The sequence below is a fragment of the Rhizobium sp. SRDI969 genome (genome assembly GCF_025152725.1).
Classification (GTDB): domain Bacteria; phylum Pseudomonadota; class Alphaproteobacteria; order Rhizobiales; family Rhizobiaceae; genus Rhizobium; species Rhizobium leguminosarum_I.
This window is the reverse complement of sequence record NZ_CP104038.1, coordinates 310630-324774: the sequence shown is the minus strand read 5'-3', so window position 1 is coordinate 324774 and position 14145 is coordinate 310630. Positions and strand designations below refer to the sequence as shown.

Sequence of the window (14145 nt, the reverse complement as noted above, 5' to 3'; positions counted from 1 at the left end):
AAATCTGTGTCTGCGTCACCGTGACTGCGACATGACAGACTGTTGCAATGTTGAGCCGGTTCATGGGCGGGATCAATCAGCCACCGTGAAGGTCCCATGCCACGTTTCGATCGCCGACCGAGCAGCGCCGTGCGTGACGATGAAATTATCCTCGGCCATGAGGGGGCGATCTTGCATTCGACGAACGACTGGCACCGCGGACATGCTTAGGTGATATGGTCCGCCTACGGACCGACCGTCGATAGGAATGGAGATGCGCATATTACTGATCGAGGATGAACCTCAAATGGCCGTGGCGCTCCGGGGTGCCCTGACCAGGCACGACATGGTGATGGACCACGTCTCGACCCTATGCGACGCCGAGCTAGTGATCGGCGACGGCGCTTACGACGCCGTGCTTCTGGATCGGCAACTGCCCGACGGCGATGGCCTCGAACTCATTCCGAAGATCCGTAAAAGAGGGCTGACGCTGCCGATCATCGTCATCACCGCCAAGGGAGAGGTTCCAGACAGGATCACCGGCCTTGAGACCGGCGCAGACGATTACCTCGCCAAACCCTTTGTCTTCGACGAACTTCTGGCGCGGTTGCGTGCCGTCATGCGCCGCTCCGAAACCTTGCGCCCGGCGCTGATCTCGATCGGCCGTCTTTCGTTCGATCCGACCTATTGCGACATCATCGTCTCCGGCCTGCGTCTGGAAATGCCGCGCCGGGAGGCGCTGGTGCTCGAATGCCTCATGCGCCGTGCCGGTCGTATGGTGCCGCGACCGGCCTTGATGGAAGCAGTTTTCGGCTTCGACGACGAGATCCAGTCGAATGCGCTCGATTCCCATATATCGCGGCTGCGTCGCAAGCTGCAAGCGTCGCAGGCGGGCGTGGTCATCAACGTTATCCGGGGCGTGGGTTATCTCCTGCGTGAAGCATCATGAGCAAACGATGCTCCTATTCGCTGCGCAAGCGCCTGTTCTGGCGGCTTCTTGCCGTGCAATCGGTCGTGCTCATCCTGGTGATGATCGTGCTGATTTCGGTTGGCAAGATATCCGAATTCAGATCGACGGAGGGCACGATCGAGATCCTGCGCCAGGCCGTCTTCCGCCAGCCCACCGGAGAGTTGAGCCTGAGGGAGACCGAGGATCTGCGACAGCTGCGGAAAGATGCGCCCGATCTCTGGTACACCATTCGCGACATGCAGGGACATGTTTTGACCGAGGGCCGGATTCCGGAAGAATATGCCACCATCGGCAATACGCTCGATCATGTCGGCCAGGCAAAGTTCGGCTCGGATCTCGGCGATCACGACCGTCCGGCTGCCCGGATGAAGTGGATTGCGACGGATTGGGGACGGGTGCAGTTTCTGACGGGCACCGACGGCCCGAACTCACTCGCCTTCATCCTGTTCCGCGTCTCATTGATCCTTGTGAAAATTGTTATCCCCATCGTCGCGGTGATGGCACTGGGCGCGCTGATCGCAACGCCGCTCGTCGTGCGACGATCGCTGGTCGGGATCGACCAGGCCGCGCTTCAGGCCGATACGATCGATATCGACCAGCGTGGCGGCCGGCTGTCGGAAAACGATATTCCCGAAGAGATCGCGCCGCTGGTGCACGCCGTCAACCGCGCGCTCGGCCGTCTCGACGAGGGTTATGAGCGGCAGGAACGGTTTCTGACCGATGCCGCCCATGAGTTGCGCACGCCGATCGCCATTCTGAATACGAGAATTGGATCCCTGCCGCACAGTTCGATCAAGACCGACCTCTTGGAAGATGCGGCGAGGCTTGCCGTTCTCACCGAGCAGATGCTCGACCTTCAGCGGCTGAAACAGGGCAAGGTCCAGTTCACCAAGGTCGATCTCGGCCAGCTGGCGAGGAAGGTCATCATCGAGATGGCGCCGCTGGCCTTTGCCGCCGGTTATACGGTGCAGTTCGATGTCGACGGCGCCGGCGAGATCGAGGGCGATCCTCTGGCGCTGCAGCGCGCCCTGATGAACATCCTGCAGAACGCAATCAACCACGGCGGCAGGAAAGGCACCATCTCGCTGACATCAGGCTGCAACTGGATCGAGGTCAGGGACGAGGGACCGGGCATCTCCGCCGATATGCGAGATCGCATATTCGAGCCGTTCTTCAAGCGCCATCACGACGGACGCGGCGCCGGCCTCGGCCTCAATCTCGTTCGCGACATCCTGCGCATGCACGGCGGCGAGGTGACCATCGACAACCACAGTCGCGGGGCGGTCTGCCGGCTGAGCTTCCCGACGGATAGGGCCGCAGGCGAGGATAGTCCACAGCGCCCGGCGCGAGTGATGGATTCAATCGCGTCTCCGTGACATATAGATTCGATGAGCGTGCACAGAGATTCGCAACTCGACATGTTTGCCAAAGCATCGCCCGCGACGCCCAAGGCCCGCGGTCCATCGCATCGGCGGCCGTCGCAGCCGGTCGTCCATTCCGATGAAGACATGGCGCGGGCGCTCGAAGAGAGCGGCAACTATCGCATCTTGAGAAAGCTGGCTGCCCGGCCGGTTGCGTCAGTCAGACGGCCGGGGTTTTCGCAACTCGGCGTCATTCTCGACACGGAGACCACCGGTCTCAACCACCGCAGCGACGAGATCATCGAAATCGGCGCTGTCGCCTTTACCTTCGACGATGACGGCGCGATCGGCGATATCGTCGGCATTTACGGCGGCCTGCAACAGCCGTCCCGGCCGATCCCGCCCGAGATCACCCGGCTGACTGGTATTACCGATGCGATGGTCGAAGGACAGCTTATCGATATCCAATCGCTGCGTACGCTGATCGAGCCGGCGGATCTGATCATTGCCCACAATGCCGGTTTCGACCGGCCGTTCTGCGAGGCCTTCTCGACGATTTTCACCGGCAAGGCCTGGGCATGCTCGGTTTCGGAGATCGACTGGAGCGCCCGCGGCTTCGAGGGTACGAAGCTCGGCTATCTCGTCGGCCAGGCCGGGTATTTCCACGAAGGCCATCGCGCCGTGGACGACTGCCACGCGCTGCTGGAAATCCTCGATCGAGAGCAGCGCGACGGTGAAAGCCCGTTCACCGAACTCTACCGTGCCAGCCAGCGCTCGCGCATCCGTATCTTTGCCGAACACAGCCCGTTCGAGATGAAGGATCATCTGAAGGCGAGGGGTTATCGCTGGTCGGACGGAAGCGACGGTCGCCTGAAGTCCTGGTGGATCGAAGTCGGCGAAGAGGATCTCGGCGACGAGCTTTCCTATCTGCGCTCGGATATTTACCGGTGGGCCGAGGCGGAGCCGCCGATGGTGCGGCTGACGGCCTTCGATCGTTTCAAACTCTGACCGCGAAGCGGTTCGGATCCAAAACATCGCGACCCATGCAAGCGCCGCATAGGTGCACTGATGCATTGGCGCTGCAATAATCGGCGGTCTCATATTATATACACCTCATCGAAGCGAACGAAGCGCCAAGGACTGGCAGCTAAGCTTCGAAAGCCCACGAAAGGGGATCATCATGAACGTAGCACGCTCTTTCAATAACTGGCGCAAGTATCGTCAGACGGTCGCTGAACTGGGTCGTATGTCCGCACGCGAACTGGACGACCTCGGCATCGGCCGCGGCGACATCCGCAACGTCGCCCGCGCAGCCATCGCCCGCTAACGGCAGCTTAGACCAAGCATCTTCAAGACCATGCCAGCGCCTGCTTCCTCCCGAGCGGGCGCTTTGCTTTTTGTGCTTCCGGCAGATGGAGCCAGGTGAATCGAGCCTCCCGCTTTTCGCATAACGCATAGCTGCCCTGCAAAGAAATGCCTATCAACTGAGCAAGAAATAAGTATGATTATTTCTATCGAAGCGATGCACCTCCTCCCGCGTCCCTTCGATGTACAGGCGCCCCGTCCTCCTCCCAGGGTCGTCTGTGGAATGACAGCACTCCTCCTCCCAGCTGTCGTTCGGTTTTTTACGAAAGCCTGCCGCACCTCCTCCCGCGGCAGGCTTTTTTCGTTTTGGCCAATAGCACTGCCGGATCGCGCCAAGAACGACCGCTTGCGATCCATTGCTTGGATGATGGCGTCATCATTTCCAGAAATTCTCCTGTCTATTCCCAGATTTTCTTTCGTGCTCTTGCGGACCTTGCGTCTCCTCGAGCGCCCACCGACAAACCTGTTGACACCAAACTTGTCGTACAACTATGTAACCAACTGGATACCGCCGCGGCGGGACCGGCCGGACAAGACTGGCTCCCGAGATAGAGACGACCCCTGGCGACAATGAAGCGGAAGGAAAATTGACATGCAGATCGACGTGAGGCACGCCTCCCATCCCGAGGCCGTGCGCAATTTCGACACGGAGACGCTGCGGCGTCATTTTCTGGTGGAAACCGTCTTCGCGAGTGGCGAGATCCGGCTCACCTATTCGCATTACGACCGGATGGTCATCGGCGGCGCGACGCCGCTCGGCCCCGGGCTAACGCTGACGGCTCCGACAGCGATCGGACAGGAAACCTTCCTTGCTGAGCGTGAACTCGGCGCCCTGAACATCGGCGGTGCCGGCCGCATCATCGTCGACGGCACGAATTACGATCTTGCCAAATATGATTGCCTCTATGTCGGCAAGGGCGCCAAGGACATCAGGTTCGAGAGCGCGGATGCTGCCAATCCGGCAAAATTCTATCTGGTCTCGACGCCGGCGCATCAAGCGCACCCGACCGTGTTGCTCACCCGCGAAAAGGCCCGTCACCTGACGCCGGGCGAAGCCGCAACGGCCAACAAGCGGTCGATCTACCAGTTCATCCATCCGGACGTCTGCCAGTCTTGCCAACTCACGCTGGGCTTCACCATGATCGAACCGGGCAGCGTTTGGAACACTATGCCTGCCCATACGCATGACCGCCGCATGGAAGCCTATCTCTATTTCGATCTGGAAGCGGAGCAGCGTGTGTTCCACTTCATGGGCGAGCCGCAACAGACCCGGCATATGCTTGTCGCCAACGAACAGGCGGTCATCTCGCCGCCCTGGTCGATCCATTCGGGCGCCGGCACCAAGAATTACAGCTTCATCTGGGCGATGGCCGGCGACAATAAGAGCTTCACCGACATGGACCATATCGCCATTGCGGATCTGAGGTGAGCGTCGTGGCAAATCCCTTCGACCTTTCCGGCCGGGTTGCCGTCGTCACCGGCGCCAATACCGGTATCGGCCAAGCCATCGCGGCCGCACTGGCAGAGGCTGGTGCGTCGATCGTCGCCGTCGGACGCTCCTCGATGGACGAAACCGAGGCGCTGGTGAAGGAAGCGGGAAGCCGCTTCCATGTCATCAAGGCCGATCTTGCCAGCATCGAACCGGTCAAGCGGATTGTCACCGAGACCATCCAGACCTTCGGCGGCCTCGACATCCTCGTCAACAATGCCGGCATCATCCGCCGCGCCGATGCGCTCGACTTCACCGAGGAAGACTGGGACGCGGTGATCGACGTCAACCTGAAGACGGCTTTCTTCCTGTCGCAGGCGGCCGGCCGCCACATGGTCGACAAGGGCAGGGGCAAGATCATCAACATCGCCTCGCTGCTCTCCTTCCAGGGCGGCATCCGCATTCCCTCCTATACCGCCTCGAAAAGCGGCCTCGCGGGACTGACGAAGCTGCTTGCTTGCGAATGGGCCGGCAAGGGCGTCAACGTCAATGCCATCGCCCCCGGTTATTTCGTCACCAACAACACCACGGCGCTGCGCGAGGATGCCGACCGCAATGCCGCCATCCTTGGCCGCATCCCGGCCGGTCGCTGGGGAACACCTGATGAACTCGGCGGCGCGGCCGTATTCCTGGCATCATCGGCATCCGACTACGTGCATGGAACGGTGCTGCCCGTCGATGGCGGTTGGCTGGCGCGATAATCGCTCTTGGCGCAGCCGCCTCGACACCAGGATCGAAACAGGATGGAAAATAAGGACAACGCAGTCTTCAATACCATTCAGCAGGCGCCGAACCTGCGCAGCAACCTTGCCGATATGTTGACGGCGCAAATCGAGTCCGGCGACCTGAAGCCCGGCCAGCGTCTGCCGACCGAACAGGCGATCATGGCAACGACCGGCGTCAGCCGGACGATCGTTCGCGAAGCGCTCGCCGCGCTGCGGGCAAAGGGTTTGATCACCACGCGGCAAGGCCTTGGAGCTTTCGTCTCGAACGATCCGACGCCCAGATCCTTCTCCATCATTCCAAACGACCTGCAGTCGATCGACGAGGTTCTGCGCGTGCTGGAGCTGCGCATGGGGATCGAATACGAAGCCGCCGGCCTTGCGGCGCTGCGGCGCACGCAGGAGGACATCGACCGCATGCAGGACCGTCTCGATGCCCTCGACAAGGCGCTCGAGGAGGGCGGATACGGTGCGCAAGAGGATTACGCCTTCCACAGATCCATTCTGGTCGCGACGCACAACTCCTATTACGGCCGCCTCTTCGATACGTTCGGCAACATCATGGTGCCGCGGCAATGGGCGCGCTTGGACAAGATGACATCAGCCGAGCGCAAGCGCCATGCGGCGCGCATGCGCAGGGAACACCATGCCATCTTCGCGGCGATCCGCGACCGTGACGAGCCCGCCGCGCGCCGCGCCATCCGAAGCCACCTGTCGAAGAGCGCCGCGCGCTTCGAGGAGCTGCGCGACGCTACTGCATAGACAGCGCCTCGTCCTGAACTGTTACGCCTTGGGTTTCGGCTTCATCAGCCGCCGCCAGGCGGCGTGGTCGGTGTGCAGATCGGCCGAGGCATGGATTGCGGGCAGAAGCGGTTTGTGTTTGCGCCGGCCGAAGCGCCTTTTGAAGCCCAGGATATTTTCGACGAAGCTTCTGGTATAGAGCCCCGGGCCGCTTGAATAGATGCGCCATCCGCCGTCGACGGCGATCTCTCCCGCCTTGACGTGCTCCCATTCGGCCGCCGCCTGATAACGGTCATGAAAAGCCGCATCGCTGCTGCTGAAATAGGTATTGCGCTGGCGCAGCGATGCATGCGGCAGCGCTGATGTGACTGAAATCGGATTGACGACGGCGATCGCCTTCCAGAGCTCTTCCGCCTCGGCTTGCGCCAACGTCTCGCAATAACGTAGATGCGCGTGCACATACATCAGCCCGATCTCGCGGCCGAAGAAGGAGGAGGATTCGGCGCGGCGAAACAGCGTCTCAGGCCCGCCGGCATAGGTCGCGGGCTTCTCCATCAGCCGCACGCCGTCGGGGAAGAGCAGATGCTCTCTAATCAGCTTCATATGATCGCGTCTCTGCGCCGGCGTGAACAGCCCGCCAAGCATCGCCTGCGTCATCGAGATCAGCGAAAAATGCAGGCCGGTGCGCTGGTCGCTCGGGTGCAGCAGCAATTCGACGCCGTCATGGCCGGGATCGAAGATACCGTAGCCGGCAACGACGCCGCCACGCACGAGATGGCGGTTGAAATCCCGGCGCATCGCCGTTGCGATCTTCCTCAAGCGCTTGGCCTTGTTGCCATGACCGAGGCGACGCAGGATCGTGGAATAACGGACGATCTGCTCGTAGAGCAGGGCAACGGTCCAACTGCTGACCATCCAGTCGCGCAGATGCGGATCGGCCGGCTGCAGAGAATCGTTCCAGTCTCCCTCGCCGTAGCGGATCAGATGCGTTCCCGGGATGAAAGCTTCGCGAACGGTCTCGAGCAGCTTCTCGACATGGATCGCGATGGTGTCGAGCCCCGGCGCCCTGGCCATCGTCTTTTCGTCGCGCCAGGAGACCTTCTCGTCGAGGATGGCGAGATCGCCGGTCGCTTCGATATAGTCGCAGAGCGCCTTCAGCGGCCAGACGACGATATCGCCGTGACTATCGCCCGCCCGGATGTTGACGTAGGGCTCCAGCATGAACCATTGCGGCCAATCGCCTTTCTCCAGGTATTGTTCGCTGAAGACGGTCTTCAGCACCTCCTTGGCTTCGCGATCATGCTCATAGGCGAGCAGGAATTCGATGGGCCCCTGGCAGGCGTCGCGTGTGCCCCAGGCAGCGCCGGTATATTGCTCGAGGCCGTGCGGCACGCTCAGATGCACGATCGCGTCATGCGCCAGCCACGGCAGCAAGGTCGTCTGCGCGGCAAGGTCGGGCGAGGTGCTGCCGATCGTCAGACCGCGCACGGCGTTCCGCCAGAATTTCGATGCCGGGGCAAGCATGGCTTCATCGGTGACGCCGGCCTCATAACGCTGCGCCAGTCGCTCGGCCTCCGCCGCATCGGTCATCGAGCCGACGACAGCGAAAGAGAGCACCTGCGTCGGGCGGGATCTAAGCGCGACGAAGGGGCCGTTGCGTGTTATCCCATCACTGTAGAGCAGTTCGTCGCCGCCGATCTCATCGATGGCATCGGGCGTCGAACTCACCAGCCAATAGCCGGCATCGGGATAGCGCTCGCCCCAGAGCCAGGCCGGGTCCGGCCGGAAAAGCATGCGTTTGCCCGACGGATGGAATTCGATCTGCCCGCCCGCGTCATATTCGCGCTCGCCGAGGACGACGTGACCGAACACCAGAAAGCGGCACGGCTTGCCCTCGACGGAGACGGTCCACTGCATCGCTGCATCCTCACCGGAGGCGACCGCCGACACGATGATCGTGCGTCCCGCGCAATGATAGATCCAGCGGCAATCGCTGAGCCCCATTTCGAAAGCCGACGGCACCGCCAGAAGCTGCCAGCCGGCGCCGACATCCGCCATGATGCGCAGCCCGCTGGCGCGCGTCAGATTGTAGGGGTCACGGGAGACGGAAAAGAGCTTGTGAAAAGACGTATTGCCGATCGTCAGCTGGGCCGCGAAAACGCCCTGCATCCAGCAGGTCGCGGCAAGCGTCGCATCGTCGAGCAGCATGTTCCCGCCGCTTCTGACGATCGCGCCGTGGCGGCGCGCCACCAGGAGCTCCTTGTCGCGCAGGACCACGTGGCGGTTCAAAACGCCGTCCGGCACGAAATACGAAAGAAGCTTTCCGTCGACGCGCTCTTCCAGGCTCCGCTCCGGATAGAGCTTGCCAATCGCCTTCTTTTCCAGCGCCTCGGCCTTCAGCAGGGCGGCATCCTGGAGCAGGCTGCGGACCGGCGCCGCCTCTGCTATGTCGGCTGCCGCACCTTTTATCGTTGCCAGCCCGTCGAGCCGCGAAAGGTCGGCATCGCTCGACGCTTCGGGATGATCGGCTGCGAAGACGGCAAAGAAAGTCGCGGTCGCGCCGCTTGCCAGGACGGAGATCGGTCTCGACTGGATGGCGGGACATGCCGTCTCCTGCTGGCGCCGTTTGCTCGGCAGGCTGGTGCCGAAGGGGCCGACCAGCAGGTCGTCGAGGCGGTCGCTCGCCTGCACCAGCTGGATCGCGTCCGTGGCATAGGCCGCCGCCCCGTCGAGACAGCCCTGCACGAGCCAGGGGTTGCGGGCGCCCGACTGCTTCAGATTTTGACGGTGCATCACGACAGGGCCGAATGTCCCGTGATCGGCGATATGGTGGTCGACATATTGCGAGGCATAGGCTTCGCTGTTCATCAGGAAGCCGCGATCGCCGAGACCGACGTCCTGGACCAGCACCAGATCGGCCGGCAGCGTTCCATGCTTTCGATGCCGGATGGAGACACGCCAGAACCAAGCCGTTTCGGAAGGATGAAGCTCGAGGCGGACATTGTAGCCGATATCGCCTCTCTTGCCGCTCCAGGAGAAGCTCGTCGCATCGTGCCCGAAGCTGCCATCGGCACGAGGCCCGACGATCTCGACGACATCAGGTGCCGCACCGCCGATGCGCAGATAAAGGCGACTGACGCCGCCGGTGAGCGGCGAGCCCTGGATCTGGTTGATCTGCACCGATCCCTTGTCGTCGGCATATTCGATGGCAAACAGCATGCCGTTCGGCAGGGCCGCTATCGACAGGCCGGACCCGTTGCTGATGGTGAAGAGGCCAAGCTCTTCGCGTCGTGGCATTTGAAAACTGCGCTTGAGGACCGGGGCCATTAAGATCTCGTCGATTGGCTTCAGAGGGGAACTGGAGGATGACGCAAAATGATTGAGAGAAATCTTACCGGCGACCGGAAGATCGGCAACTTGTCACCGTGGCTTTCACGTTGACGCCGGCCGCCTGGCGAAGGGCACTGAGAGCAGGGCGCAGCCGGTTAGGGCGGCGACGATCATCCAGGCTTCGTTGATCGCCTGGACGCTGGCCGCGGTCTGGACCAGCGGATCGAGCATCGCCGTGGCATCCGCATCGAAGCCGCCACTATGCCCCGATATGGTCTGAAGAGGGGCACCGACGAATGTCGCAGCCTCGATGTCGCCGGCTTGAAGGCGGGTCCAGAGGGTTTGTCCAAGCGGTTCCGAGCGCGTGTAGATGATGGTATCGATGAGGGCGATGCCGATCGCCCCGCCGAGATTGCGCATCAGGTTGAAAAGCCCGCTCGCATCGGGAATGCGCTCTGGCGGAAGTGTGCCGAGCGCCAGCCGCGTCGGCGGCAACAGGCAGAACATGATGGCGACGCCGCGCACGACCTGCGGCCAGAACATCGCTTCATAATCCGTACGAGGATCCTGAAAGGCGCTCATTCCGACACCGATCGCAAAGAGCGCGAAACCGACGGCCGACAGCAGGCGAGCATCCAAGCGCTTTTCCAGCGCGACCGCGATCGGCGCGGTGACCAGCTGCGCGATGCCGGTGACCAGCATCGTCATGCCGATTTCGAGGGCGTCGTGTCCCCTGATGAAAGCGAGAAAGACCGGCATGAGATAGACCGAGCCGAAGAGGCCGATGCCAAGGACAAAGCTCAGAACCGAGCCGACGAGAAAGTTCCGGTCGCCGAAATTGCCGAGATCGACGACGGGCCGGCGGCGGCGAAGCGTTCGCCAGACGAAGACGCCTCCCGATGCAAGGCAAACCGTTAGCAGGCTGAGCACATAGGCCGAGATCCAGCCGCTCGTCGGCGCCTCTTTCAGGCTGAGTTCCAGGCTCGTCAGCGCAGTTGCCATCAGCAGAAGCGACAGCCCGTCAAGATGCTTGAGTTCGGACGGATCGGACGCCTGCCGCGGCAGGAACCGCGCAGCGACGATTGCCGAGACGATGCCCGGGATGACGTTGATCAGAAACAGCCAGTGCCAGGAATAGGTCTGCGTCAACCACCCGCCGACGATCGGTCCGACGGTCGGGGCCAGCACCGCCAGCACGCCGGCGATCGTCGTCGCGAGCGCCTGCCGCTCGTTCGGGAACAGGATGAACACGGCTGAAAACACCGATGGGATCAGGGTCCCGCCGGAAAAACCTTGCAGCACCCGCCAGGCCACCAACTCGCCGAAGCTGCCGCTCGCCGCACAGCCGGCGGAGGCTGCGACGAACAGGCTGATGGCGGTAACGAACAGCCATCGCATCGTCAGAAGTCGCGTCGAGAGGCCGGTGAGCGGAATCGCCACCACTTCGGCGATGAGATAGGCCGTCTGTATCCAGCTCATCTGATCCGGATCGATATCGAGCGCCGACTGGATGGTCGGCAGCGATGTCGCCACCACCTGGACGTCGAGGATCGCCATGAACATGCCGACGCACATCGCCATGAAGCCGAGCCAGACGATGGCGGGCGTTTCATCAGGGCGGGCAGATTCAAGTCGTTCCGACATGCGATATCCCGCGCGCTGCGTTCTCCGCCTCGGCTGCGAAGACTAAGGCCGATCGTGGTTGCGATCGAGACGACGGACAGCATGGCTCGGAAGTGAACCGCGATTTCGCCGATTGCGACACCATAGTTCGGATGAGGATGGAAGCGATAGGGACCCGCCGGCACAAATTTGCAGGAGTGAGTTGAACGCGATCGAGCCTGACCGGGAAGGCCAGGCTCGATCGTGATCAAAGGACTTGGTCCGGAAGAGCGTGCCTAGCTAATGTCTGCCGAGAGCCGATCCGGAGGGCGCTACAGAAATTTCCAATCGGCAATTGACCTGCCGGCGGGAAACTGACTATCAATCTTAAATCAATTTGATTGACTTCAAAAAATGGGATCGCGGGCGGCCTTTTACCAAACGGCCGCTTGCACCATGCTCATCCAAAATTGCGCACCCGGTTTTACGCCGGGATACTCGTGATCCGATCTTCAAAGGAAAGAGTGACCATGTCCATACCGCGACCAAAAGCCCTGCGGCTTGAAACGCTTTGGAATCCGCCTGCGGACGGCAAGGAGTTTTCCTACGTCCTGCGCCTCAAGAACCTCGGCACCGAGTCGCTTTCGAATTTCTCGCTGTGCGTCAGTGGCCCGGGTCGTGTCGATCCGGCCGGGCGCGTCGACGGCGCCACAGTTTCGCAGCGGCTGTCGAATTTCACCGAGTTCCAGCCACCTGCCAATTTCGTTCTCGGCGCGGGCGAGACGTGGACGATCGCGGTCTATGCGTTGAGTTGGCAGTTTCGTCACTGGACGGACGGCGCAACCAGCGGCTATCTCGCGCTTTCCGACGGCAGCACGATCGTGCTCACCATAGAGCCGACGCGATCTTCGGTCAGCAACGCGCCATTGAAGCGTGGCGCCGAGATCTATCCGGTTCCCGTCAATGCGCCTGTTCAAGTGTCGATCATCCCCTGGCCGAACCATGTGTCCGTCACTTCCCGACGGCCGCTGCCGGCCGGTTTTGCGCCGCAGGCGCAGAGCGTGGAAGGAGAGGCGGCATCAAGAAGTTTCGCAACGCTGGTCGAGCATCTCTTCGCCGTCGAAGGCATCGTGCGGAGCGAGGCGGAAGGCGCGGTTCCGGTTGCCCTGAAGGATGCCGCCGGGCTCGGGTCGGAGGCCTATCGACTGAGCTTCGAGGGTGAGACGATCGTGATCGAAGCCAGCAGCCAGACCGGCTTCCTCTACGGCCTCGTCACGCTCGGCCAGATCTGGCGCGGTGCAAGGCTGCATCCCGAGGTCTTCCAGTTTCCGGCCGCAGGCGAGATCGTCGATGAGCCGTCGATGGGTTGGCGCGGCCTGCATCTCGACGTCGCCCGCCAGTTCTATGGTGCCGCCGAGGTCAAGAAGCTGGTGGCGGTGCTTGCCTGGAACAAGCTCAACCGCTTCCACTGGCACCTTTCCGACGACGAAGCCTGGCGCGTCGAGATCGACGCCTATCCTGATTTGACCGCGGTCGGTGCCTGGCGCGGCCACGGTTTGGCCGTTCCGCCGCTGCTCGGTTCGAGCCCGGCCCGCACAGGCGGCTATTACACCAAGGCTTCGATCCGCGAGATCGTCGCGCATGCCAAGAGCCTCGGCGTGGAGATCGTGCCGGAGATCGATATGCCCGGCCATTGCTACGCCATGCTGCAGGCGATCCCGGAGCTGCGCGATCCGTCCGAAGTCGGCAGCTATTATTCGGTTCAGGGCTTCCCCGACAATTGCATCAATCCGGCCCGCGAGAAGACCTATGAGATCGTCGAGACGATCCTCTTAGAACTCATCGAGCTCTTTCCGTTCAAGACCATCCATCTCGGCGCCGACGAAGTGCCGCTCGGCGCATGGTCCGGTTCGCCGGAAGCGCTCGAGCGCCTGCGTAGAGTGGCGGGGACCGAGGTTGCCGATGCGCATGCCAAGCGGCTGAACGTCGTCACCAATACCCATGGCGCCGACGACATCCACGGCTCGGGCGCCGCCATCCTGCAAGCGGAGTTCCTGAACCGCGTCCAGCGCTTCCTTGCCAGCAAGGGCTGCATCACCGGCGGCTGGGAAGAGGCGGCCCACGGCGATGTCATCGACAAATCGAAGAGCTATCTCTGCAGCTGGCGCAATGTCGAAGTCTCAGCCGAACTTGCCGAGCGCGGCTACGACATGGTTGTCTGCCCCGGACAAGTCTACTATCTCGACATGGCGCTTAGGCCCGACTGGGACGAGCCCGGCGCCAGCTGGGCGGGGACTTCGGACGCGGAGAAGCTCTACAATTTCGATCCCATCGGCGGCTGGACGGCAGCTCAGAAACAGAAACTCCTCGGCATCCAGGCCTGCATCTGGTCCGAGCCGATGACCGATCGGGCCGTTTTCGACCGCCTCGTCTTTCCGCGCCTTTCCGCACTGGCCGAAACGGGCTGGACGAAGCCTTCGTCCAAGTCGTGGGAGCGTTTCAGGGCGCTCGCAGGACTGATGCCGCTGCTTTACGGGCGGCAGCAGTCGTAACGCTCGGGTTGGGACCGCAGGTTTTGATTTGAAT

10 protein-coding genes are annotated in these 14145 nt (G+C 62.0%); 8 read left to right on the top strand and 2 right to left on the bottom strand.

Annotated features, from left to right (window positions below):
- Positions 1-253 precede the first annotated feature (253 nt).
- From N2A41_RS31210 to N2A41_RS31180, 7 genes are all read left to right on the top strand, one after another.
- Positions 254-928, top strand: coding sequence for a response regulator transcription factor (locus N2A41_RS31210; protein ID WP_162115094.1), 675 nt, complete (start codon positions 254-256; stop codon positions 926-928).
- Positions 925-2325: an ATP-binding protein gene (locus tag N2A41_RS31205; RefSeq protein WP_260111865.1), complete on the top strand. Its 1401-nt coding sequence runs from the start codon at positions 925-927 to the stop codon at positions 2323-2325. Before N2A41_RS31210 ends, N2A41_RS31205 begins: the two co-directional genes overlap by 4 nt.
- A 12-nt stretch (positions 2326-2337) precedes the next feature.
- The gene (locus N2A41_RS31200) at positions 2338-3318 is read left to right on the top strand and encodes a 3'-5' exonuclease (RefSeq protein ID WP_260111864.1); all 981 of its coding nucleotides are present in this window, start codon (positions 2338-2340) and stop codon (positions 3316-3318) included.
- Between the two features lie 172 nt (positions 3319-3490).
- Complete coding sequence (locus tag N2A41_RS31195) at positions 3491-3637, top strand: DUF1127 domain-containing protein (protein WP_003594835.1); 147 nt, start codon at positions 3491-3493, stop codon at positions 3635-3637.
- A gap of 630 nt (positions 3638-4267) precedes the next feature.
- Positions 4268-5104, top strand: coding sequence for a 5-dehydro-4-deoxy-D-glucuronate isomerase (gene kduI / locus N2A41_RS31190; protein ID WP_170256414.1), 837 nt, complete (start codon positions 4268-4270; stop codon positions 5102-5104).
- Complete coding sequence (kduD, locus tag N2A41_RS31185) at positions 5101-5865, top strand: 2-dehydro-3-deoxy-D-gluconate 5-dehydrogenase KduD (protein ID WP_311202860.1); 765 nt, start codon at positions 5101-5103, stop codon at positions 5863-5865. The genes kduI and kduD overlap by 4 nt, the downstream gene beginning before the upstream one ends.
- A gap of 42 nt (positions 5866-5907) precedes the next feature.
- A complete protein-coding gene (locus N2A41_RS31180) occupies positions 5908-6648 on the top strand; it encodes a FadR/GntR family transcriptional regulator (protein ID WP_170256412.1) in 741 nt (246 codons plus the stop codon).
- A 21-nt stretch (positions 6649-6669) separates the two neighbouring features.
- On the opposite strand, the gene N2A41_RS31175 is transcribed toward N2A41_RS31180, so the two are convergent.
- Both N2A41_RS31175 and N2A41_RS31170 read right to left on the bottom strand, forming a co-directional pair.
- The gene (locus N2A41_RS31175; protein ID WP_260111863.1) at positions 6670-9954 is read right to left on the bottom strand and encodes a GH36-type glycosyl hydrolase domain-containing protein; all 3285 of its coding nucleotides are present in this window, start codon (positions 9952-9954) and stop codon (positions 6670-6672) included.
- Positions 9955-10059: 105 nt separating this feature from the next.
- Positions 10060-11601: a DHA2 family efflux MFS transporter permease subunit gene (locus tag N2A41_RS31170; RefSeq protein WP_170256410.1), complete on the bottom strand. Its 1542-nt coding sequence runs from the start codon at positions 11599-11601 to the stop codon at positions 10060-10062.
- Between the two features lie 488 nt (positions 11602-12089).
- On the opposite strand from N2A41_RS31170, the gene N2A41_RS31165 reads away from it, so the two are divergent.
- A complete protein-coding gene (locus tag N2A41_RS31165) occupies positions 12090-14111 on the top strand; it encodes a beta-N-acetylhexosaminidase (RefSeq protein WP_260111862.1) in 2022 nt (673 codons plus the stop codon).
- Positions 14112-14145 lie beyond the last annotated feature (34 nt).